The 21,453-nt window shown below is 72.5% G+C and carries 21 protein-coding genes, 1 tRNA gene and 1 pseudogene; 10 read left to right on the top strand and 13 right to left on the bottom strand.

What is annotated here, in order from left to right; genetic code table 11:
* Window positions 1-31: 31 nt before the first annotated feature.
* From ACFQLX_RS17375 to ACFQLX_RS17365, 3 genes are all read right to left on the bottom strand, one after another.
* The gene (locus ACFQLX_RS17375) at window positions 32-1,075 is read right to left on the bottom strand and encodes a Shedu anti-phage system protein SduA domain-containing protein (RefSeq protein ID WP_386416150.1); all 1,044 of its coding nucleotides are present in this window, start codon (window positions 1,073-1,075) and stop codon (window positions 32-34) included.
* Window positions 1,076-1,101: 26 nt separating this feature from the next.
* Window positions 1,102-2,619 (bottom strand): restriction endonuclease subunit S domain-containing protein, encoded by a 1,518-nt coding sequence (locus ACFQLX_RS17370; protein WP_386416148.1) that lies wholly within the window; start codon window positions 2,617-2,619, stop codon window positions 1,102-1,104.
* A gap of 262 nt (window positions 2,620-2,881) precedes the next feature.
* Window positions 2,882-2,953: transfer RNA gene (locus ACFQLX_RS17365), tRNA-Arg, on the bottom strand.
* Window positions 2,954-3,235: 282 nt separating this feature from the next.
* On the opposite strand from ACFQLX_RS17365, the gene ACFQLX_RS17360 reads away from it, so the two are divergent.
* On the top strand, window positions 3,236-4,393 hold the full coding sequence (locus tag ACFQLX_RS17360; protein WP_386416146.1) for an alkaline phosphatase PhoX: 1,158 nt from the start codon (window positions 3,236-3,238) through the stop codon (window positions 4,391-4,393).
* Between the two features lie 110 nt (window positions 4,394-4,503).
* Here ACFQLX_RS17360 and ACFQLX_RS17355 read toward each other — a convergent pair whose 3' ends face one another.
* Window positions 4,504-4,608: a hypothetical protein gene (locus tag ACFQLX_RS17355; RefSeq protein ID WP_386416207.1), complete on the bottom strand. Its 105-nt coding sequence runs from the start codon at window positions 4,606-4,608 to the stop codon at window positions 4,504-4,506.
* Between the two features lie 244 nt (window positions 4,609-4,852).
* Between ACFQLX_RS17355 and ACFQLX_RS17350 the strand changes: the two genes are divergently transcribed.
* Window positions 4,853-5,695 carry a PhzF family phenazine biosynthesis protein gene (locus ACFQLX_RS17350; RefSeq protein WP_386416143.1) on the top strand — a complete coding sequence of 281 codons (843 nt, stop codon included), beginning with the start codon at window positions 4,853-4,855 and terminating at the stop codon, window positions 5,693-5,695.
* On the opposite strand, the gene ACFQLX_RS17345 is transcribed toward ACFQLX_RS17350, so the two are convergent.
* Both ACFQLX_RS17345 and ACFQLX_RS17340 read right to left on the bottom strand, forming a co-directional pair.
* Window positions 5,682-6,026: a hypothetical protein gene (locus ACFQLX_RS17345; RefSeq protein WP_386416140.1), complete on the bottom strand. Its 345-nt coding sequence runs from the start codon at window positions 6,024-6,026 to the stop codon at window positions 5,682-5,684. The genes ACFQLX_RS17350 and ACFQLX_RS17345 overlap by 14 nt on opposite strands.
* A 142-nt stretch (window positions 6,027-6,168) precedes the next feature.
* Window positions 6,169-6,891, bottom strand: coding sequence for a type 1 glutamine amidotransferase (locus tag ACFQLX_RS17340; protein WP_386416138.1), 723 nt, complete (start codon window positions 6,889-6,891; stop codon window positions 6,169-6,171).
* A gap of 226 nt (window positions 6,892-7,117) precedes the next feature.
* On the opposite strand from ACFQLX_RS17340, the gene ACFQLX_RS17335 reads away from it, so the two are divergent.
* The 6 genes from ACFQLX_RS17335 to ACFQLX_RS17310 all read left to right on the top strand — a co-directional run bounded on the left by ACFQLX_RS17335 (window position 7,118) and on the right by ACFQLX_RS17310 (window position 12,569).
* Window positions 7,118-7,642 (top strand): GNAT family N-acetyltransferase, encoded by a 525-nt coding sequence (locus ACFQLX_RS17335; RefSeq protein ID WP_386416135.1) that lies wholly within the window; start codon window positions 7,118-7,120, stop codon window positions 7,640-7,642.
* A 96-nt stretch (window positions 7,643-7,738) separates the two neighbouring features.
* Complete coding sequence (locus ACFQLX_RS17330) at window positions 7,739-9,175, top strand: FtsW/RodA/SpoVE family cell cycle protein (RefSeq protein ID WP_386416133.1); 1,437 nt, start codon at window positions 7,739-7,741, stop codon at window positions 9,173-9,175.
* Window positions 9,172-10,662, top strand: a complete 1,491-nt coding sequence (locus tag ACFQLX_RS17325; protein WP_386416131.1) for a penicillin-binding transpeptidase domain-containing protein — start codon at window positions 9,172-9,174, stop codon at window positions 10,660-10,662. Before ACFQLX_RS17330 ends, ACFQLX_RS17325 begins: the two co-directional genes overlap by 4 nt.
* 76 nt (window positions 10,663-10,738) lie before the next feature.
* A complete protein-coding gene (locus tag ACFQLX_RS17320) occupies window positions 10,739-11,461 on the top strand; it encodes a TetR/AcrR family transcriptional regulator (protein ID WP_386416129.1) in 723 nt (240 codons plus the stop codon).
* A 37-nt stretch (window positions 11,462-11,498) separates the two neighbouring features.
* On the top strand, window positions 11,499-11,720 hold the full coding sequence (locus ACFQLX_RS17315; protein ID WP_386416204.1) for a hypothetical protein: 222 nt from the start codon (window positions 11,499-11,501) through the stop codon (window positions 11,718-11,720).
* A gap of 117 nt (window positions 11,721-11,837) precedes the next feature.
* Entirely contained in the window at window positions 11,838-12,569 is a 732-nt protein-coding gene (locus tag ACFQLX_RS17310; RefSeq protein ID WP_386416127.1) for a hypothetical protein, read from the top strand.
* Window positions 12,570-12,579: 10 nt separating this feature from the next.
* On the opposite strand, the gene ACFQLX_RS17305 is transcribed toward ACFQLX_RS17310, so the two are convergent.
* Together ACFQLX_RS17305 and ACFQLX_RS17300 are read right to left on the bottom strand one after the other, a co-directional pair.
* Window positions 12,580-13,029 (bottom strand): roadblock/LC7 domain-containing protein, encoded by a 450-nt coding sequence (locus tag ACFQLX_RS17305; RefSeq protein ID WP_386416124.1) that lies wholly within the window; start codon window positions 13,027-13,029, stop codon window positions 12,580-12,582.
* Window positions 13,026-14,708 carry a sensor histidine kinase gene (locus ACFQLX_RS17300; RefSeq protein ID WP_386416122.1) on the bottom strand — a complete coding sequence of 561 codons (1,683 nt, stop codon included), beginning with the start codon at window positions 14,706-14,708 and terminating at the stop codon, window positions 13,026-13,028. Before ACFQLX_RS17300 ends, ACFQLX_RS17305 begins: the two co-directional genes overlap by 4 nt.
* A 230-nt stretch (window positions 14,709-14,938) precedes the next feature.
* On the opposite strand from ACFQLX_RS17300, the gene ACFQLX_RS17295 reads away from it, so the two are divergent.
* Window positions 14,939-15,784 carry a protein phosphatase 2C domain-containing protein gene (locus tag ACFQLX_RS17295; protein WP_386416120.1) on the top strand — a complete coding sequence of 282 codons (846 nt, stop codon included), beginning with the start codon at window positions 14,939-14,941 and terminating at the stop codon, window positions 15,782-15,784.
* Between the two features lie 37 nt (window positions 15,785-15,821).
* Here ACFQLX_RS17295 and ACFQLX_RS17290 read toward each other — a convergent pair whose 3' ends face one another.
* The 3 genes from ACFQLX_RS17290 to ACFQLX_RS17280 all read right to left on the bottom strand — a co-directional run bounded on the left by ACFQLX_RS17290 (window position 15,822) and on the right by ACFQLX_RS17280 (window position 19,564).
* Window positions 15,822-16,295 carry a MarR family winged helix-turn-helix transcriptional regulator gene (locus ACFQLX_RS17290; RefSeq protein WP_386416117.1) on the bottom strand — a complete coding sequence of 158 codons (474 nt, stop codon included), beginning with the start codon at window positions 16,293-16,295 and terminating at the stop codon, window positions 15,822-15,824.
* Between the two features lie 253 nt (window positions 16,296-16,548).
* Window positions 16,549-18,966, bottom strand: a complete 2,418-nt coding sequence (gene lon / locus ACFQLX_RS17285) for an endopeptidase La (protein ID WP_386416114.1) — start codon at window positions 18,964-18,966, stop codon at window positions 16,549-16,551.
* Window positions 18,967-19,060: 94 nt separating this feature from the next.
* Window positions 19,061-19,564 (bottom strand): hypothetical protein, encoded by a 504-nt coding sequence (locus tag ACFQLX_RS17280; protein ID WP_386416112.1) that lies wholly within the window; start codon window positions 19,562-19,564, stop codon window positions 19,061-19,063.
* Window positions 19,565-19,630: 66 nt separating this feature from the next.
* Here ACFQLX_RS17280 and ACFQLX_RS17275 point away from each other — a divergent pair, with 66 nt between their 5' ends.
* Window positions 19,631-20,296 (top strand): spermidine synthase family protein, encoded by a 666-nt coding sequence (locus tag ACFQLX_RS17275; RefSeq protein ID WP_386416110.1) that lies wholly within the window; start codon window positions 19,631-19,633, stop codon window positions 20,294-20,296.
* Between the two features lie 102 nt (window positions 20,297-20,398).
* On the opposite strand, the pseudogene ACFQLX_RS17270 reads toward ACFQLX_RS17275, so the two are convergent.
* Together ACFQLX_RS17270 and ACFQLX_RS17265 are read right to left on the bottom strand one after the other, a co-directional pair.
* Window positions 20,399-20,491, bottom strand: a pseudogene (locus ACFQLX_RS17270) (RNA polymerase subunit sigma-24); the annotation flags it as partial.
* Between the two features lie 88 nt (window positions 20,492-20,579).
* Window positions 20,580-21,386, bottom strand: coding sequence for a phosphate ABC transporter ATP-binding protein (locus ACFQLX_RS17265; protein ID WP_386416202.1), 807 nt, complete (start codon window positions 21,384-21,386; stop codon window positions 20,580-20,582).
* Window positions 21,387-21,453 lie beyond the last annotated feature (67 nt).

Below are 21,453 nucleotides of genomic sequence, written 5' to 3'. Positions count from 1 at the left end.
GGCGTCGAAGTCCGCACTGTTGACAAGAAAGCTACTCGCCGGAGTGTTCCCGAGCGTTATTAAAGCGAAGACTTGGGCGGGGTGCTGCGCTACGTCGCCAGTAATCCCACCGGCCGGCCAGGTATACCTTTCGCTCTTCAGGGATCAGAGGGGTTTTCGTCAAAGCCGACGAGATATCAGGAATTTGGGAAGCGAGCTGCTTTGTTCCTCGTCCTGTGGTGAAAGTAGGGGGCACGGCAACGGCATTGAAGCTGTCGCGTCGTCCACTGATTGTGACCGCATCTGCGGCGTCCCGTTCTGGCCGGAGTTGATCGAAGGTGTACAGATACTCCGAGGACCGGGGTATGAGATCGCGTTTCCTTCTGAGATATAGAGGGTCTCTGTGGCGACTCTCGTCCTGTCGGAACTCCCTGTCGCGCCCATAGACAAGTATGAACTGCACTTCAATTCTTTGGTAACCGAGATCGACGGGAATGTATGCATGGCGAAAGGCCAGCATATTTTCCGGCAGTGAGAACCAGACCTTCCATTCCAATATCTGGTCAAGGGCTTGCGTCAGATGGGCGCTTGACTGACCGTCCAGGGTGAACCACGGTTTCGTCGGGGCCTCTATTTCGATGCACAGTGCATACACCGTAGAAGTGTCGCTCCTCACCCACATGAAGTCGGGTACCCGATCTGCACTCGCACCCTTCAGTGACGGCTGGGTGATGACTGCGTCCCAGCATGGGCCGTGGTGCCCTCGCCCAACGTCGTTGCTGGCTCCTGGCAGGAGTGAGGGGTGCTGCTCTAAGAATCTCTGAACCTCAAGCTCACTTGGTTCTGAATCCAGCAGTCGGCGCCACTCCTGCACCAGCCAGTGCTCATAGACGTCCCAAGCCAGCGGCTGTGGGCGATCCTGGTTCCAGCGGTCAGCGACGTCGGTGTTTTCCGTCTCGACGTCAGGTTGGTTGTTTGTTGGATGCTGATGAAGCCCAGCACGCTGTGCGTTCCAAAAGGCTTCGAAACTTCCGTACTGTTCAAGAATGTCAAGCTCTGTGCCGTCGTGGTTATACGGCTCTGGCGTGAGTTCCATGCCCCTCCTTTGGCCGCAATGGCTCCCTACAGGAGTCCGGCCTCCTGCAGGGATACCTCGTCAGCTTCACGCTGAAGATGTCCGTGCTCCAGGGTCTTCATCACGATCTTGCCCTCAACCTTGTCGACGTGGAAGGTGGACCAAGTCCGGCACTCAGAGCAGACCTTGCCGACGAGGAACGGTCTCAGCAGGTGCAAGCTCCGATCACGTCCGACGAGGTACAGGCTGTGTCTCTCGACCGCACTGCTGCCATGCTTCATCGTCTCCGTGGGTACGACCGGGTGATCGCCCATCAGGCGGCGGAAGCCCAGTGCGGCTTCGTTGCGGAATGAGTTCCAGTCGACCGAGGTGACTTCGATCAGCGGCATGTCTGCGAGGAACATGGCGCGCCGTAGCAGCAGCTTCAGATCCTCCAAGGCTCCGGCCAGTGCTGTTGGCAGGTCGACATCATCGACCCGGCGCTCATGCGACTCGTTGTTGCGACGCTTCGCGAGCCTCTTCCGCGCCTCCTCGGCATCGTCATCGTTGAGCAGTTGCCCGAGGTCGTGGAGCGGGTGCTCATCGGGAAGGCCCCGACGCTTCCTCTCTCCGCTGATCTCCTGCAAAATCACCGTCCACTCGCCGATTCCCGGCCCTCCGCCGCCCCGGCCGATGAGTTTGTTGCGCAGGGCAGCAACGTTCGACAGCTCGATCGAAGCCTCCCGTGCGAGCGCCGCGGTGAGTAGGGCGCAGTAAGCCAAGAGGATCTCTGCCGCTGCCAGCACTGCGGTGTAGGCCCGGCGAAGGTCTTCGGAGCTGACCCTCGCCTCCACCTCGCGCCATCGCAGCGCGATTGGGTAAGGGAAGCGCGTTCGTACGGTGTACCCGAAGTCATCAAGTTGGCTGGCAGCGTCGGCTCGAAGGCGTAGCAGCTGTCCAGCTTCAATGACTCTGCCTCGGGCTCGGGGGCGAGTGCTGCCATCGAAGCCGAAGATCCCTCCGACGACGGCTCCGGCTTCCTCGCTCCAGCGCCGTAGCTCCTCACCAGCAACAACGATCTCTTCGAGTGCCTCCGTGAGAGTGTCGTCTCTTTCCGGGAGACGAACATCCGCCAACGTAGGCAAACTCACGCGTGACATATTCGCCGTTCGAGTGGCGATGCGGTCCAGCACGCCAGATCGGAGGTAGGTGAGGATGAGTTGAACGTATAGCTCCGGAACCTCGGACTTCGGGCGTAGGTAGAGCAGGTATTCGTTGGCAACGGCAGGTAGATCGGCCTCGCGGACCACCACCCCCCGGCCTAGACCGGGTGCGAAGGTGCGCGTCACGAGGATGTCGCCAGGCTGAAGCAGTTCAGCCTCTCGCCCTGCCGGCACCCACTCGGTCCTGTCATTAGGCGGGCCGACGCCACCGCTGCGGCCGAGGTCGGGAAGCCTAAGGATTCGGACGGTGCCGCTCTTCCCGGGCGGAGCCTTGGGATCGCGATAGGACCTGCCACGCATCACGGAAAATACGTCACTGACCTTGAGGCCGATTGGCGCAACTGACCCCAATGATTCCGTCATTACCCCCCCTGGAACTGCGGCCGATCCTAGTGGGTGGCTTGCCACAGGCAACAAAGAGTGCCCTTGGTGTGAATCGCCGAGGTCCTGCCCGCTCCCCTCGGTCGACTTGAGCGGTGACGCGAGGCCCCTCGGTCTCACACGCCACTCACGCGTGAACCGTGATCAGCAATGAGAAAGAGCGGGACCCAGTGAGACTGGTTCCCGCTCTCTCATGTCGGCATCCGCCCTGGTCAGCGCTTGATTCCTGCTGATCCTGGGCGAGTGCCCCCGGCAGGATTCGAACCTGCGCACACGGCTCCGGAGGCCGTTGCTCTATCCCCTGAGCTACGGGGGCGTGTCGTTGGTGTTGCGGCGACGGGTAGAACCTTACCAGCTTCTGCGGGGTGGCTGTGAACCTGGTTTTCGTTGGGGGGTGCGGGGGTGTTTTGCGAGGTCAGGGGTGGTGGGGGTCTTGTTGGGGGGAGCGGGCGCGGGGGCGGGGGCCATGCGGTGTTCGCTGAGTGTCATGAGGGCGTTGCTGGTTGTTGGTGGGCAGTCAACTTGGGGGTTCTAGGGTTTCGGCGCTTGGCCCTGCGGCCGGTCGGTTGCGGGGATCAACCCCCACTTGGGAGACATCGTGGAGCGTCGCACCTTTCTGCGTGGTGCCGTCGTCGGCGGGTCCGTGGCCGCCTTCGGCGGCAGTCTTTGGCACGGCGTGGCCAGCGCCGCCCCCGCTCAGCCCGGAGCCGGGCCCTACGGAGCGCTGCGAAGCGCCGACGCCAACGGGATTCTGCTGCCCGCCGGGTTCAGCAGCCGTGTCGTCGCGCGGTCCGGGCAGAACGTCAGTGGCACCTCGTACAAGTGGCACAGCGCCCCCGACGGCGGGGCCTGCTTCGCCGACGGGAGCGGGTGGATCTACGTCTCCAACTCCGAGGTCAGTCCGAGCGGGGGCGCCGGCGCGGTTCGCTTCAGCTCGACCGGGGCCATCACCGGCGCCTACCGGATCCTGTCCAGCACGCGCAACAACTGCGCGGGCGGCGCGACGCCCTGGAACACCTGGCTGTCCTGCGAGGAGGTCGACCGCGGCTACGTCTACGAGACCGACCCCTGGGGCGTGAAGGCCGCCGTGCGGCGCGACGCCATGGGGCGCTTCAAGCACGAGGCCGCCGCGGCCGACCCCGTGCGCCAGGTCGTCTACCTCACCGAGGACGTCTCCGACGGCTGCTTCTACCGCTTCCGGCCCACCACCTGGGGCGACCTCTCCTCCGGCACGCTTGAGGTCGCCAGGATGGGCTCCGGCACCTCCGGCACCGTCACCTGGGCCGTCGTCCCGGACCCGAGCGGCGCCACCGCCACCCGCAACCAGGTCTCCGGCGCCAAGCGCTTCAACGGCGGCGAGGGCTGCTACTACGCGGACGACACCTGCTGGTTCACCACCAAGGGCGACAACCGCGTCTGGCAGTACAACGCCGTCACGCAGGCCCTTGAGCTGGCCTACGACGACTCCCTCGTCACGGGGGGCGGCGCGCCGCTCACCGGGGTCGACAACGTCACCGGCGCCTCCTCCGGCGACCTGTACGTGGCCGAGGACGGCGGCAGCATGGAGATCTGCCTGATCACCCCGGACGATGTCGTCGCCCCGTTCCTGCGGATCTCCGGGCAGTCCTCCTCCGAGATCACCGGTCCCGCCTTCTCCCCCGACGGGCGGCGGCTCTACTTCTCCAGCCAGCGGGGGACGAGCGGGTCCTCCTCCGGGGGCATCACCTACGAGGTGACCGGGCCCTTCCGGGCCTGAGGGCGAAACTCCGGCCGGCGCGCGCCGGTCGTGCCACGACGCCTCCGGTCGCCGCCTCACGGTGGCCGGGGGCGGGCGGCAATCAGGGGCGGCCGGCGAAGCCGGGCCCGTCAGCTCCCCGGCGTCAGCACCGTGGCTACGTAGTCCGCCGCCGTCGTCGTCAGGCCCACTTCGTGGCCCACGCGCCCCGATACGTACCAGCAGCGCTCCAGCAGCTCGTGCTGGAGCCAGGCCCAGCTCCAGGTCGGTGCGCGGCCGAAGTGGCTGTGATGTGCAGGTTCATGGCGTCAAGTCTTGCGCGGCGGGGACGCCTCGCGCCTCCCCTGTGGATAACGCGGAGACTGTGGACAACTTGGTCACCCGGCCACCGCACAGCGACCACCAGTTCGCCGCCGCCGCACCGCCGCACCGCCGCTGAACAGCGGGAATAACCCTGCTCCCGCGCGGAGTTGACCGATCATGACTGACGTACTGCGCTACACGGCCTTCTCCACCGACCCCGCCGGCGGCAACCAGGCAGGTGTCGTCCTGGACGCCGCCGCGCTCAACGACGCGGAGATGCTCGCCATCGCCGCCGGGTTGGGCTACTCCGAGTCCGCGTTCCTCTCCCCCGCCCCGGACGCCGCGCCCCGCTCGTACCGGATCCGCTTCTTCAGCCCCCTCGCGGAGGTCGACTTCTGCGGGCACGCCACGGTCGCCGCCGCCGTCGCGCTGGGCGAGCACGTCGGTCCCGGCACGTACGTGTTCCACGCCAATCCCGGCGTCGTCCCGGTCTCGGTGGCCGAGGACGGGGGAGCGTTCAAGGCCACGCTCACCAGCGTGGAGCCGCAGGTGAAGCCCGTGGCGGCCGACGAGGTGGCGGAGGTGCTCGCGGCGCTGGGCTGGTCCGCCGCGGAGCTGGACCCGGCGTTTCCGCCGCGGATCGCCAACGCCGGTGTCAACCAGCTGGTGCTGGCCGCCGCCACCCGCGAGCGGCTGGCGGACCTGGACTACGACTTCGAGCGGCTGCGCACGGTGATGGAGAAGCTGGAGCTGACCACCGTGCAGCTGGCGTGGCGGGAGTCGGAGAGCGTCTACCACGTACGCGACCCCTTCCCGGTGGGCGGCGTGGTGGAGGACGCGGCGACCGGGGCGGCGGCGGCCGCGCTCGGGGCGTACCTGCGGGAGTTGGGCCTCGCACCGGAGGCGGCGCTGCTCACCCTGCACCAGGGCCACGACATGGGGCGCCCCAGCCTGCTTGAGGTCGAACTGCGCGCGGGTGACCCGCGGGTGCGGGTCAGCGGGACGGCTACGGCGCTCTGACCGGCTGCCCCGCGCGCTCCTCCACCGGGCCGGCCTCCTCCCGGGGAGGCCGGCCCGCGACCGCCCGCAGCTCCATGCGGGCGGCGACCACCCCCGCCGGGAGCGTCTCCCAGTACGGGTGGACGGAGATCTGGATCGACAACTCCCTGAACCGCCTGCGCAGCGCCGTCTCCTGTCTGGCCAGCTCCGCCGTCCAGTCGCGGCCGTCGCGGTGCGTCACGCCGTCGGCGTCCGTCCACGGGCGCGGGGGCAGCGCGTCCAACTGCCGCTCCACGGCGAACCATTCCCTCTTCGCCTGCAGCAGGTCATCCGGGAACTTGTAGTCGTCCACACCGGCAACCATACTGGTGTTCGAATTTTCAATGCCAGCGAAACTCCCATCCCCGTCGCCCGCACTGTGGTCGGGCGGCGGTCGGTCGGCAGTCGGTCGGTCGGCGGTCGGTCGGCCGGCCGGCCGGTCGGCGAACCGCCCCTCACCCCCCGCGCATCACCCGCGCGAACCGCCGCGCCAGCTCCCGCCACACCACCACGGCACCCGCCTCGTCCCGCTCCGCCCGCTCGACGACCCGCTCCGGTTCGTAGCCGAGGGAGCGCAGATAACCGGGATCCCAGGTACGCAGCCGGGCGGCGTCCACCTCGGGGTGGAACTGCAGCCCCCAGGCCGCCTCGCCGCAGCGGAACGCCTGGTACGGGCAGCGCTCGCTCCGCGCCAGCCACGCCGCCCCGGCGGGCAGTTCGGTGATCGCGTCGACGTGCCGCTCGATCGCGGTCGGCCGCTCGGGGAGGCCGGCGAACAGGCGGTCGGCGTGCGTCTCGGCGCGCAGGGTCAGCGTGACGCTGCCCGCCTCCGGCCGCCCGTGCTCCGCCTCGACCCGCCCTCCCCCGACCTGCGCGAGCAGTTGCCCGCCGAGGCAGATGCCGAGGTACGGGACGGCGCGCTCCAGCGCCTCGGCGGCCAGCAGCCGGGCCCCGGCCAGCCACGGCATCCGCGCCACGTCGTCCGGCATCGCGCCGCCGCCCAGCACCACCAGGGCGTCATGGCCGTCCAGGGTGGCGGGGAGCGCCTCACCGCGGTAGGCGTGCACCACGTCGGGCGCGAGGCCGTCCGCGCGGAGCCAGTCGCCGAGGCGGCGGGGGCCGCCGCCGGGCCCGTTCTGGACGACGAGGACGGATGGCGCGGCGCGGTTCGCAGGCATCCCGGCACGCTACGGCCCCGCCGCGGGCCGCCGCCAGAGGGCGCAGAGAGCGCAGAGGGCCCAGAGGACACGGGGGCCCGGAGAGAGCACCGCCGTACGCGGAAAACCCCTGGGAGCGGCGGGCAACGGCGTGATACGGATACCTGGTTCGCGGCGCGGGCGGATCGGCGGGCGCCGGCCGGCCGGCCGCGCGGACCTGCGGATCGGACGAAAGGGCGGCACCCGTATGCCTCGCGGAGAACTGGTGATATTGCGGGCCATGGGGCCACAGGACGCGGAGGCGCTGTGGCGGTGGAACCACGACCCCGAGGTCATGCGGTGGATGGACGACAACTATCCCGGCACGGTGGAGTCGACGCGCGCCTTCCTCGCCGACCGGCCGCGCAACTCCTACGGCGACCTGCTCCTGGGCATCGAGTCGCGCGAGGACGGCACGCTCATCGGGCTGGTGATGCTGCACGACACCGAGCCGGAGAAGGGCATCGCCACGCTCGACATCTACCTCGGCGAGAAGGCGTACTGGGGCCGCGGCTACGCCACCGACGCCGTGCGCACGGCGTGCCGCTACGGCTTCGAGGACATGCGCCTGCACAAGGTCACACTGACCGTCGTCACCGAGAACCACGCGGCCCGCGCCGCCTACGAGAAGGTCGGCTTCGTCGAGGAGGGCCGGCTGCGCCAGGTCTTCCGGCGCGACGGCGACTGGTACGACATGTTCACCATGGGGCTGCTGCGCGACGAGCTCCGCTGATCCCCGAGTCGACCCCCGAGCCGGCCTCCACGCCGACCTCGACTCCGACAATCGGATATACGGGATAAAGCACCCACCCCTTGTTACCGTCCCCGCATGACCACGACCGCGCGGGCACCCGCTCCCGAGCAGGTGCCCGCCGGCGCCCCGGACGCCCGCCCGCCCCGACGCCGGGGCGGCGCGGAGCTGCTGATGCTCGTCCTTGCGGTCGCGGTGGTGTGGTTCGGCTACGTCTCCACCGGCCTCGCGCTGGACGGACGGCTGCCGTACGACGCCTGGGACCGCGCGGCGCTGCTGGCCGGAATCGCACTGGCGGCGTACCTGGCCGTACGCCGCTTCGCCCCGTACGCGGACCCGCTGCTGCTGCCGATCCCCTTCCTGCTCAACGGGCTCGGCCTGATCCTCATCCACCGCCTGGACCGCGTCAGCGACCACCAGGCCGCCCCGGCCCAACTGCTCTGGTCCGGGCTGGGGATCGCCGTCTTCCTCGCCCTGCTGATCACGCTGCCCGACCACCGCCGCCTCGCCCGCTACGGCACCCCCTGCGCGATCGCCGCGCTGGTGCTGATGGCGGCGCCCATCTTCTTCCCGCCGGTCAACGGCGCCCGGGTCTGGATCCGCCTCGCCGGCCTCTCCCTGCAGCCCGGCGAGTTCGCCAAGGTGCTGCTGGCGGTCTTCTTCGCGGCGTACCTGGCGGCGAACCGCCCGGCGCTCACCTACGTCGACGGCCACCGCATCCGCGGCGTCCACCTGCCGCCGCGCGGCGTGCTGGGGCCGATCTTCGCGGTCTGGCTGATCAGCCTGACGGTGCTGCTGCTGGAGCGCGACCTGGGCGCCTCGCTGCTGTTCTTCGGCATGTTCGTGGTGATGCTGTACGTCGCCACCTCGCGGCCGGGGTGGATCGCGGTGGGCCTGCTGCTCTCGGTGGCCGGGGCGTTCGTCGTCGGCACGCTGGAGCCGCACGTGGGGGTGCGGGTGGCGGACTGGCTGGCGCCGTTCGCCGGGATCGAGGAGGGCGAGGGCGCCGGTCAGCTGGCGCAGTCGCTCTTCGCCTTCGCGCACGGGGGGCTGCTCGGTGCGGGGCTGGGGCAGGGGCACTCGGTGCTCATCGGCTTCGCCGGCAAGTCGGACTTCCTCCTCGCCACCGCCGGTGAGGAGCTGGGGCTCTCCGGGCTGACGGCGCTGCTGCTGCTGTACGCGCTCTTCGTCAGCCGGGGGCTGCGTACCGCGATCACGCTGCGGGACGACGCCTTCGGGACGCTGCTGGCGACGGGGCTGGCGGTGGTCGTGGGGTTGCAGGCGTTCGTCATCTCGGCCGGGGTGACGGGGCTGATCCCGCTGACGGGGATGGTCATGCCCTTCCTCGCGCAGGGCGGCTCCTCGGTCGTGACGAACTGGGCGATCGTGGCGCTGCTGGTCCGCCTCAGCGACGCGGCTCGGCGCCCGCCCCGCGCCCCGGCCGCCGGTGAGGACTCCCCCGCCGATACGGCGACCCCTGCCGCCCCTGCCGCCGGTGAGGACTCCCCCGCATGATCCGCTGCATCCGCCACGTCTCCGCCGTCGGCCTGCTGCTGCTCGTCGCGCTCCTGGCCAACGCCTCCCGGGTGCAGGTCCTCAACTCCGAGGAGTACGGCGCGAACCCCGCCAACCGCCGCCACGCCCTCGCGCACTGGGCGCAGCCGCGCGGCGACATCTACGCCGGCGGGGTGCGGCTCACCGGTTCCGTGGACACCGGCGAGGGGCTGCGCTACGAGCGCACGTACGAGCAGGGGGCGCTCTACGCGCCCGTCACCGGCTTCGCCTCGCAGTCGTACGGCACCACGATGCTGGAGGACACCGAGGACGCCTCCCTCTCCGGGCGCGACCCGCGCCTGGCCCCGCTGCCGCTGTGGGGCGAGCTGACCCGCAGCCCGCAGCCGGGGGCGCAGGTGCACACCACGATCGAGCCCCGGCTGCAGGAGGCCGGTTACGCGGGGCTGCGCGGGCGCAAGGGCGCGGTCGTCGCGCTCGACCCGGCCACCGGGCGGATCCTGGCGCTGGTCAGCGCCCCCGGCTACGACCCCCGCGAGCTCGCCGGGAACTCCCCGAAGGTGCGGGCGGCCTGGCAGCGGCTGCTGGCCGACCCCGACCAGCCGCTGCTCAACCGCGCGACCCGGCAGACCTACCCCCCGGGGTCGACCTTCAAGGTGGTCACGGCGGCGGCGGCGCTCAGCTCCGGGGTGGTGGAGGACATCGACGCGCCCACCGTGAGCCCGAGCCCGTACAACCTGGTCGGCACCCGCACGCTGCTGCGCAACGAGTCCGCCGGCTGCGCCGACGCCCCGCTGCACACCGCCTTCGTGGTCTCCTGCAACACCGTCTTCGCCAAGCTGGGGGCGAGCGTGGGCACCGAGGAGATGGCCCGTACGGCCGCCGCCTTCGGTTTCGACGACGAGGGGCTGCGCATCCCGGCGCCGGTGCTGCCCAGCCACTTCGGGAGCCGGATGGACGCCGCGCAGGTCGCGCTCTCGGCGATCGGGCAGTTCGACACCCGCGCCACCCCGCTGCAGATGGCGTCGGTGGCGGCCACGGTCGCCAACGGGGGGATCCGGATGCGTCCGTACCTGGTGGACCGGATCGCCGACCGCTCGGGCGAGACGGTCACGCAGACGCGGCCCGAGGCGCTGGGGGGGCCGGTGGTGGACGGCTACACCGCCCAGCGGCTGCAGGAGATGATGGCCGACACGGTGCGCGTGGGTACGGGCCGCAGGGCGGCCGTCCCCGGCGCGCTGGTCGGCGGGAAGACCGGGACCGCGCAGCACGGGGTGGACAACTCGCGCAAGCCCTACGCCTGGTTCGTCTCCTGGGCCAAGGCACCGGACGACCGGGTGGCGCGGGTGGCGGTGGCGGTGGTCGTCGAGGACGCGGAGGCACGCCGCTCGGACATCAGCGGCGGCGGCTCCGCGGCCCCCATCGCCCGCGCGGTGATGAAGGCCGCGCTCGCGGACGGTGAGGGGGAGCCCGGGAGGGACCGGCGGTGAGGATGCGACCGCTTCCCGGAATTTCCCCGCCGCCCCGCCGGGGCCGTTGTCGGCGCCGGGGGCTACGCTGCACCGCATGAGCCAGGTCGCCTACCGCAGACTGAGCGTGGAGCAGCGGCGCAGCCAGTTGCTGGAGGCCGCCTTGGGCCTCTTCGCCACCAGGGCCCCCGAGGACGTCTCGCTGGACGACGTCGCCGCCGCCGTGCGCGTTTCGCGCCCCCTCGTCTACCGCTACTTCCCCGGTGGCAAGCAGCAGTTGTACGAGGCGGCGCTGCGCAGTGCCGCCGACCAGCTGGAGGGCTGCTTCGCCCAGCCGCAGACGGGTTCGCTGACCGTGCGGCTCTCGCGGGCGCTGGACAGCTATCTGGCCTTCGTCGACGAGCACGACGCCGGCTTCAAGGCGCTGCTGCAGGGCGGCAGCGTGGTGGAGACCAGCCGGACGACGGCCATCGTGGACGAGGTGCGGCGCTCGGCCGCCGAGGAGATCCTGCGCCATCTGCAGGTGCCGGACTCGGGCGTGTGGCTGCGGCTGATGGTCCGCACCTGGATCACGGCGGTCGAGGGCGCCTCGCTGATATGGCTGGACGAGGGCAAGCAGCCGGCCCTGTCGGAGCTGCGGGACTGGCTGGTGGACCACTTCGTGGGGCTGCTCGTCACGACCGCCGCCGCGGACGCGCAGTGCGCCGAGGTGATCGGGCGTGCGCTGGCGGTGGAGGCCGCGGACGGTGCGGTCGGCGACTTCGCCCGGCGCGTCGCCCCGGTGGTCCTCGAAGCGACCCACCTCCTCGCGGAAGACTGACCGGGTGTACGAGGACGTGGGTTTCACGGGGGGTCCGATGGACGGCCGCTCCCTGTCGGTGATGAAGGGCCTCACCGGGCATCCGCCCAAGTGGTACGACATTCCCGTGCCCGATCCCGACGGCGGGCCGACGGTCGTGCACAGCTATCTGCGCGAGGTGTCGGGGTACAGCAGGCGGCTGCGGCTGGTGCGCGGCTGGCGCTATGTGTACGTGCCCGAGGGGCGCGACCGCCGGCCGAAGTGGCCCTGGGGCCGCTGACGGCCTTCCCGGCCCACACGGCCTTCCCGAGCGGGCGGTATCACCCGATCCGCCGATCTGATTATCCGCCAGCGTGCTGTCGCCGCCTCCCGGCCGTACCATGCGACCCTCGCTGGCATGCGCTCCCTTCCCGCCCTGGCGCTCTGCGCCGCACTGCTCGCCTCCTCCCTGGGCTCCGCCGCCGCGGACGAGCCGGAGGGCGGTGTCCTCACCCGCTTCCAGCAGCTGTACGAGCGCCGGCAGGCGGCCGAGGTCGAGTACGCCTCCCTCAGCGAGCAGTTGCGCACCCAGCGCGCGGTGACGCTGCGGGCCGGTCGGGCGCTGGCGCGGGCGCGGGCGGAGCTGCGGGAGGGGCAGCGCAGGGCGTCCGTACTGGCCCGTGAGCAGTACCGGGGCACGGGCGGTTTCAGCCCCGCTCTCGTGCTGCTGCTCTCCCGTGATCCGCAGCGCGCGCTGGCGGGCGGCGAGGTGCTGGCGCGGGCCTCCGAGCACCAGGCGGCGATCCTGCGCGGGTTGTACGTCGCCGAGCGGCGGCTCGACCGCCGCGCCGCGGCCGCGCGGGCGGCGCTCGACAAGAAGCGGTCCCTGGCCGAGCGGCGGCGGGAGCAGGGGCACACCGTACGCGAGCAGGTCACCGAAGTGGAGGAGCTGATCGCCTCGTTGAGCCCGGCGGAGCTGGCGACCGTGGACAAGGCGCTCAGGTCGCGCGGGGTGCTGGAGGACGGTGCGGCGGCGGGCGGCTCGGTAGCTGACGGTGAGACGCCGGAGGGGGACGCGGAGACGGACGGTGCGGCGGCGGGCGGGGAGGATGCCGTACGCGAGGAGCCCGCGGAGGGCGGCGGGGAGTGACGGGCCGCCCTCAGGCCCCCGACGTCGCCAGCCCCGCGCGGAGCTGGCCCCGCAGCTGCGGGGTCAGTACGTGGCCGGCGCGGCCGACGAAGAGGGCGGTGTGGTAGCAGACCACGCTCATGTCCGCGTCGGGTGTGGTGAGCACGCCGAGCAGGGCGCCCTCGCCGGCGCTCATCACCAGCAGGCAGCCCTCGTCCATGGCGACCATGGTCTGCTTGACCGTCCCGCCGCCCATCAGCTCCGCGGCGCCCAGGGTGAGGCTGGCCAGGCCCGAGACCACCGTGGCCAGCTCGGCGCCGTCCTCGCCCGGGTCCGCGTCCGCGCCGGGGGCGGGCGGCCGGTCGGTGGAGAGCAGCGGCAGTCCGTCCGAGGAGACGACGACCACCGAGCGGACGCCGGGTGCCTGGACCGTCAGGTCGTCCAGCAGCCAGCGGAGGTTGCGGATCTCGGCCGTGCTCATCTGTCCCCCTGCTCGGTGTCGCTCCCGCGGCGTGTCAAGGTGCCGATCTCCACGGTCTTCCCCTCGCCCGGCGGGTCGCTGCTCTCCGGGTCGCGGTTGCCCGCCTCCGCGGCGGCGGCCCTCCAGCCCTCGCGCGAGCCCTGCTGCAGCCCGGCCAGTCGCCGCCGCACCTGGGCGGCGTCCAACGGAGCGGTGGGGGAGGCCGGTTGGAGGGGGAGGCGCGGGGCGGCGGTGGACGCGCCGCGCTTACGCCGTGGCAGGACGCTGCCCGCGACTGGCGGCGGGGTGTCCGCGGTGTCCCGGGCGGCCTCGCGCGGGCGGGCCTGATCCGCGGCCTCGAAGGGGGCGGCCGGTGCGTGCTCGGCGGGGCGCGGGGCCGGCTCCCACTGCGCAGGCCGGGGCGCCGGGCGGGCGGGGGCGGACGGCTCGGGCAGCGGCGTGCGGGAGTGCTCGGCGGGGTGGGGCGCAGGGTGGTGTGCGGGGTGGTGTGCGGGGGCCTCCGCGGGGAGTACGGCCGGCTGCGGCGCCGGTACGGCGTGTCCGTCCGCGCCGGGTACGACGGCCGCTGCCGCGACGACGAGGCGGGCCGGGACGCGGATCTCCGCGGTGAGCCCCACCGACTGGGTGTGCAGCCGCACCCGCGCGCCGTGGCGCCCGGCCAGCCGCGCCACCACGTACAGCCCGAGGCCGCGCTCCTCGCCAGGCGGGGGGCCGGGCTCGGGCCGGGCCAGCAGCTCGTTGAACCCGGCCAGCCGCTCGGCGGGGGTGATGCCGATGCCCTCGTCCCGTACGGTCAGGACCAGCTCGCCGCTCTCCAGCAGTCGGCCGCCCAGCTCCACGGGGGCGGTCGGGGGGGAGCAGGCGGTGGCGTTCTCCAGCAGCTCCGCGATCAGGTGGCTGGTGTCGCCGGAGGCGAAACCATTCAGCCGGACCTCGGGGAGCCCGGGGCGGATGACGATCCGCTGGTACGCCTCGATCTCGCCGACCGCGCCGCGCAGCACGTCGATCAGCGCGACGTGCTCGCGCTTGGCGCCGCGCTGGTCGGCGCCGGCCAGGACCAGGAGGTTCTCACTGTGCCTGCGCATGCAGGCGGCGAGGTGGTCCAGCTTGAAGAGGGTGTCCAGCCGGTCGGCGTCCTGCTCGTGCTCCTCCAGCGTGTCGATGAAGCTCAGCTGCCGCTCGACGAGGCCGAGGGTGCGGCGCGAGAGTCCGACGAAGGTGCCCTGGAGGTTGTCCTGCAGTCCCGCGATGCGCTGGGTGAGGGCGGCGCGCTCGCGCAGCAGCGTGTCGCGCTCGCGCACATGGGCGTCGCGGGCGTCCGCCAGCTCCGTGCGCGCGGCGGCCAGCTGGGCGGCGCCCTCCGCGTCGTCGGCGGCGACCGGCCGGCGGACCTCGGCCCGCCAGGCGTAGACGGCGACGCCCACGGCCAGCAGCAGGCACAGGACCAGCAGCACGCACTGCAGCTGCAGCTCGCCCGCGGCCTCGTCGCGCAGCGCCGCCGTCCGTGCCGTGCCCCTCGCCCGGTACGAGGCCGCGACGCCCGGGGCGCCGGCCGCCAGCACGGCGATCCCCACGATCAGCAGGGCGGAGCGCAGCCGTCCCGGCAGCCGCTGGGCGGCCCGGCGTCTGTCGCGCCGCGCGGCGGCCCGTCCGGTGTGTGGCTTCTCCTGCGTGTGCACCCGAGCTCCTTCTGCTCTGGCTGCCATATACGGGGCGCCCGCTGCCCGTAACAGACCGTGTGGGGTGCCCGGTTTCAGACCTTCGCAGGGGTGATGGGGGCCGATGGGGCGTATGCCAAAGCCTCACCCGAAAGAGTGGGGGCGTGCTATGCGTCGTACCTACGTGCGGGGGACACGTGCCGTACGGGTGCCCGCTCGCCGTGCGGAGTGGCTGGGGCAGACTGGGCGCCATGCGTATCGATCTGGTCAGCGAGCCCGGTACGGCCGGCCGCCCGAACGAGGACCTGGCGGCGGCGGTCGTCCCGGCGGGCGGCGTCGGCGGGGCGGTGCTGGCGCTGGACGGGGTGACGCCGCCGCGTGACGGGGTGACGGGCTGCGTCCACGACGTGCCGTGGTTCACCGCCCGGCTCGGGGGCGCGCTGCAGGAGCTGCTCACCGCCCGTACGGGCACGCTGCGCGAGGCGCTCGCCGAGGCCGTCGCCCGTACCGCCGCCCGGCACGGCACGGGCTGCGACCTGCGGCACGTACGGACGCCGCAGGCCACGGTGGCGATGGCGCGGTGGGACGCGGAGCGCGTGGAGTACCTGGTCCTCTCGGACGCCGCCCTGCTGGTGGAGCGCACGGACGGCGAGGTGGCGGCGGTGCTGGACCGGCGGCTGGCCGAGCTGCCCGAGGCGGTACGGGCCCAGCGGGCGGCCGTGCGCGCGCTGCCCGCGGGTTCACCGGAGCGGGAGGCCGCGGGGCGTGCGTACGGGCGGGCCGTGGAGGCGCTGCGCAACGCGGAGGGGGGCTTCTTCACGGCGGCGGCGGATCCGTCGGTGGCCGCGCGGGCGGTGGCCGGGACCCTGGCGCGCCCGGAGGTGGCGGCGCTGGCCGCGCTGACGGACGGGGTGACCCGGTATACCGAGGTACTGCGGCTCGGGGACTGGGCGCAGCTGTCCACCGCACTGCGCAAGGAGGGGGCGCGGGCGGTGGTCGCCCGGATCCGGGCCGCGGAGGCGGCGGATCCGGACGGGGCCGCGTATCCGCGCGGGAAGCGGCACGACGACGCCTCGGCGGTGTTCGCGGAGCTGTGAGCGGGCACCTGCCATGGGGCCGCCGACAGGGGCTGCGCTACCGCGCGTTCAGCTCGTTGAACCGGTGCAGCAGCCGCGTCAGTGCGACCACGTCCTCGCGGTCCCAGGCGGCGAGGTGGCGCAGCCACTGGTCGCGGCGCTCGGCGCTGACCGTGCGGAAGCGGCGTCCGCCGTCCTCGGTGAGCCGGACGAGGAAGGCGCGTCCGTCGGCCGGGTCCGTACGGCGTTCGAGCAGGCCGGCCTCCTCCAGGGCGCGCAGCTGGCGGCTCATGGTGGCCTTGCCGACGCCGAAGTAGGCGGCGATGTCCGTCGCCCGGCGCTCGCCGTCCTCCGCGAGCAGCGAGAGCAGCCCGTAGGCGGCGGGGTCGAGGTCGGGGTGGACGGCGCGGGCCAGCTCGCCGACGGCCGCCCGGGCGCGCCGGTAGAAGACGCCCAGCTCGGTCTCCAGGGCGAGTACCTCGCGGTCCACCCCGGTGGGGTGGGGCCGCTCCTCGGGGCCGGTCTCCTGCACGTCAGCGCCTCTTCCAGCCGTCAGTCCGTGAAACCTGCCTGCGTAAACGGCGTATCGCCGCAGCTCCTCCAGTATTTCGCAGGCCTAGACCAACGGCATCCGCCGATGCCCTTCCGCCGGGCCGCCGGCTGCGCCTACGGTCTGGCTACGAGCCGTCGGCCTTCCCGGAGCTGCTCCTCCGGGAAGGCCGACGGGCCGGACCGCTCAGGCCGGACCGCTCGGCGCGCCCGCCGCAGGGCGCCCGCTCGGGCCGTCAGGCCGCCACCGGCGCCCGGTGCTGGGCGGCGGCGGGCGTCAGGGCGATCTCCAGCACCTGGCGGACGTCCGTGACGGGGTGCACCTCCAGCTCGGCCAGGACCTCCTCGGGCAGGTCGTCCAGATCGGCCTCGTTGCGCTGGGAGATGACGATCGTCCGCAGCCCCGCCCGGTGCGCGGCGAGCAGCTTCTGCTTGATGCCGCCGACGGGCAGCACCCGGCCGGTCAGGGAGACCTCGCCGGTCATCGCCACCTCCGGCCGCACCTGGCGCCCGCTGAGCAGCGAGGCCAGCGCGGTGGTCATGGTGATGCCGGCGCTGGGGCCGTCCTTGGGCACGGCGCCCGCGGGGACGTGCAGGTGTATGCCGCGGTCCTTCAGGTCGCCGACCGGCAGCTCCAGCTCCGCGCCGTGCGAGCGCAGGAAGGAGAGCGCGATGTGCGCGGACTCCTTCATCACGTCGCCGAGCTGGCCGGTGAGGGTCAGCCCGGAGGCGCCCGACTCGGGGTCGGCGAGGGACGCCTCGATGTAGAGCACGTCGCCGCCCGCGCCGGTCACCGCCAGGCCGGTGGCCACGCCGGGGACTGCGGTGCGGCGCCCGGCGGCCTCCTGCGCCGCCTCCGGTACGTGGTGGGGGCGGCCGATGAGCGGGCGCAGCTGCTCGACGCCGACGGTGCGGGGCAGCTCGCCGTCGCCCAGCTCGTGCTGTGCGGCGATCTTGCGCAGCAGCCGGGCGAGGGAGCGCTCCAGGGTCCGTACGCCCGCCTCGCGGGTGTACTCCCCGGCGAGCTTGCGCAGCGCCTCGTCCTCGACGGTGACCTCGCCGGGGGCGAGTCCGGCGCGCTCCAGCTGGCGGGGCAGCAGGTGGTCGCGGGCGATGGTGACCTTCTCGTCCTCCGTGTAGCCGTCGAGGCGGACCAGCTCCATGCGGTCCAGCAGTGCTTCGGGGATGGCCTCCAGCACGTTGGCGGTGGCGAGGAAGACGACGTCGGAGAGATCGAGTTCGACTTCGAGGTAGTGGTCGCGGAAGGTGTGGTTCTGGGCGGGGTCCAGCACCTCCAGCAGGGCGGCGGCCGGGTCGCCGCGGAAGTCGGAGCCGAGCTTGTCGATCTCGTCGAGCAGGACGACCGGGTTCATCGCGCCGGCCTCCTTGACCGCGCGGACGATCCGGCCGGGCAGCGCGCCCACGTACGTCCGCCGGTGGCCGCGGATCTCGGCCTCGTCGCGGACGCCGCCGAGGGCGACGCGGACGAACTTCCGGCCCATCGCCTTGGCGACTGATTCCCCCAGCGAGGTCTTGCCGACGCCGGGCGGGCCGACGAGGGCGAGCACGGCGCCCCCGCGCCGGCCGCCGACCAGCCCCAGGCCCCGGTCGGCGCGGCGCTTGCGCACCGCCAGGTACTCGGTGATGCGCTCCTTGACGTCCTCCAGGCCGGCGTGGTCGGCGTCCAGGACGGCCCGGGCGCCCTTGATGTCGTAGGCGTCCTCGGTGCGCTCGCTCCAGGGCAGCTCCAGGACGGTGTCCAGCCAGGTGCGGATCCAGCCGCCCTCGGGGGACTGCTCGGAGGAGCGCTCCAGCTTGTCGACCTCCTTGAGCGCCGCCTCGCGCACCTTCTCCGGCAGGTCGGCGGCCTCCACGCGGGCGCGGTAGTCGTCGCTCTCCTCGCCCTCGGGCTCGCCGCTCAGCTCGCGCAGCTCCTTGCGTACGGCCTCCAGCTGGCGGCGGAGCAGGAACTCGCGCTGCTGCTTGTCGACGCCCTCCTGGACGTCCTTGGCGATGGACTCGGCGACGTCCTGCTCGGCGACGTGCTCCTTCAGCCAGCGGGCGGCGAGCTTCAGGCGGGCGACGGCGTCGGCGGTCTCCAGCAGCTCGACGCGCTGGGCGACGGTGAGGAAGGGCGAGTAGCCGGAGTTGTCGGCGAGGGCGCCGGGGTCGTCGATCTGCTGGACGCGGTCCACGACCTGCCAGGCGCCGCGCTTGCGCAGCCAGCCGGCGGCGACGGCCTTGTACTCCTTCATCAGCTCCGTGACGGCGCCGGGGAGGGGGTCGGGGACGTGCTCGTCGACGGCGCTGCCCTCGACCCACAGCGCGGCGCCGGGGCCGGTGGTCCCCGAGCCGATACGCACCCGGCTCACGCCGCGGATCAGCGCGCCGGGGTCGCCGTCGGCCAGTCGGCCGACCTGCTCCACGCGGCCGAGCACGCCGATGCCGGAGTAGGTCCCGTCGATCCGCGGGACGAGCAGCACCTCGGGCTTGCTCTTGGACTCCCGCGCGACGGCCTGGGCGGCCTCCACAGCGGCACGGACCTCGGGGTCGGTCAGATCCAGGGGAACGACCATCCCGGGCAGGACGGCCTCGTCGTCGAGGGGGAGGACGGGCAGGGTCAGCGGTGTGATCGACGGGGACTCAGTAGCCATGATCTACCCTTCAGCATGCAACTTGAGTTATGTGGACTCAATGCAGGAGGGTGCCGCGCTGTTCCCGGGAAAGGGGCGTGTTCGCTCACAGCGATCACGCGCGCGGTGGCAGGGCGGCGAGCACCTCGCCCATGCCGGGGATGTCCCAGCCCTCGCCGAGGATGAGGTTGCGGCCCTGGTACTCGACGAAGTACGTGAGCATGTCCGCGCCCCGGGGCGCGGGCCGGCCCAGGTCGGAGGCGTCGATCTCGTCGAAGCGCACCGCGCGCAGCGCCGCGCGCAGGCGCTCGGCCGCCGCCGGGGCCAGCCGGCCGGTGCGGGTGCCCCGGCGGGTCGTGAGGGTGTAGCGGCCGTCGACCCGGACCAGCAGCTCGTTGCGGCGGCCGTCGATGCCACCGCTCTCCGTGAAGCCGATCAGCACGGCACCGGGCGCGGTCGGCTGGGCGACGTCGGGCGTACGGGAGTCGGGCGTACGGGAGTCGGCCGTACGGGAGGAGCGGACGCCCGTCTCGGCGGGTTCGCCGTCCGGGGTGGCGCCCGCGCACCCCGCCAGGAGCAGCGCCAGCACCACGGCCACCGGCACGCGTCGTGTCCTCATGGCCGTGTCCTACCAGGAAACGCCCCCCTCCGGGAGGGCGCGCGGACGGTACTACCCTGCTGTGGCATGGACGACGTCATCACCCTCGACCACCGTGAAGGCCCCTACGGCGAGGTCGCGTTGCGGCAGCGCGGCGCGGACTACGAGATCATCGCCAACGGCTGCTTCCTGATGGACACCTCCGACGGCCGCTCGGAGCGGCTGCTGGTACGGGCCGCGCTGGCGGAGCTGGACGACCGCCCGGCGCCGGCCGTCCTCATCGGCGGCCTCGGGGTGGGCTTCTCCCTGGCGGAGGCGGCGGCCGAGCCGCGCTGGGGGCGGATCGCGGTGGTGGAGCGCGAGCGGGCGGTGGTCGACTGGCACACCGGCGGACCGCTCGACCGGATCTCGGGCGCCGCCCAGCGCGATGCGCGTACCGAGATCGTCGAGGCCGACCTGGTGGCGTACGTACGGGAGGCGCAGGCGGTCTACGACGCCCTGTGCCTGGACATCGACAACGGCCCGGACTGGACGGTCACCGACGGCAACGCCTCCCTCTACTCCCCCGCCGGCCTGAGCGCCTGCCTGCGCCGCCTCACCCCGGGCGGCGTGCTCGCCGTCTGGTCCGCGCAGCCCTCCCCCGCCTTCGAGGACGCCCTGTGCGCGGCCGGCTTCACGCACGTACGCACGGAGGAGATCCCGGTCCGCCGGGGCGTACCGGACGCCGTGCACCTGGCGCGGCGGCCGGGGTGAGTCCGCTGCCGGGGCGGCTGTGCGCCCCGGCGGCGGGCAACTCCGCGCGCGGGAGTGTCCCCTCGGCGTAGGCGCGGGCTAGCCGCTCGTCCAGGTGCCAGCTCATGCCGTGCCCTCCAACGTGCTGAGAAGAGAGCGCAGTTCACGGCGGGCCCGCATGGCGCGGGTCTTCACCGTGCCCTGCGGTATGCCCAGCTCGTCGGGTGGGGCGCTCATGGGCCGGAAGGGTCTCACGTCCCCTTATCGATCGGGGAGGGGCGTGCGGTTCACGGTGGGTGGGGGGTTATCCGAAGCGGCCCGCCACGTAGTCCGCTGTGCGGGGGTCCTTCGGGGTGGTGAACATGGCTTCTGTGGGGCCGTGTTCCAGGATCGCGCCGGGGGTGCCCTGTTCGGCGAGGAAGAAGGCGCACTGGTCGGAGATGCGGTGGGCCTGCTGCATGTTGTGGGTGACGATGACGATCGTCACCTCGTGCGCCAGTTCGCGGATCGTCTCCTCGATGCGGCGGGTGGAGGTGGGGTCCAGCGCGGAGCAGGGCTCGTCCATCAGCAGCACGCTGGGGCGCACCGCGAGGGAGCGGGCGATGCACAGGCGCTGCTGCTGGCCGCCGGAGAGCGCGCCGCCGGGCTGGCGGAGGCGGTCGCGGACCTCCTTCCACAGGCCGCCCTTGGTGAGGCACTCCTCCACCAGGTCGTCCCGGGCCGGGCCGCTGACCCGGGTGCCGGTGAGCTTCAGGCCGGCGGTGACGTTGTCGTACACCGACATGGCCGGGAAGGGGTTGGGCTTCTGGAAGACCATGCCGATCCGGCGGCGGGCCTCGATGAGGCGGCGCCCCGGGGCGTAGATGTCGTCGCCGTCCAGCAGCACCTCGCCGGCCAGGGAGGCGCTGGCGACGAGTTCGTGCATGCGGTTGAGGATGCGCAGGAAGGTGGACTTGCCGCAGCCGGAGGGGCCGATGAGGGCGGTGACCAGGCCGGCGGGCATGTCGAGGGAGACCCGGTCGAGGACCTTGTGGTCGCCGAACCAGGCGGAGACCGCCCGGGCTTCGAGCCCGGAGCCGGTGGCGGCCGGCGCCTCGCCCGGGGCGGGCAGCGTGGCGGTCGGGGCGTTCGGGTCAGTCACGGGGGTGTCCTTCTCCTCGGCGGGTCGGTTCGGGTCG

The organism is Streptomyces polyrhachis, assembly GCF_042663125.1.
Classification (GTDB): domain Bacteria; phylum Actinomycetota; class Actinomycetes; order Streptomycetales; family Streptomycetaceae; genus Streptomyces; species Streptomyces polyrhachii.
This window is presented reverse-complemented; position numbering and strand designations above follow the sequence as displayed.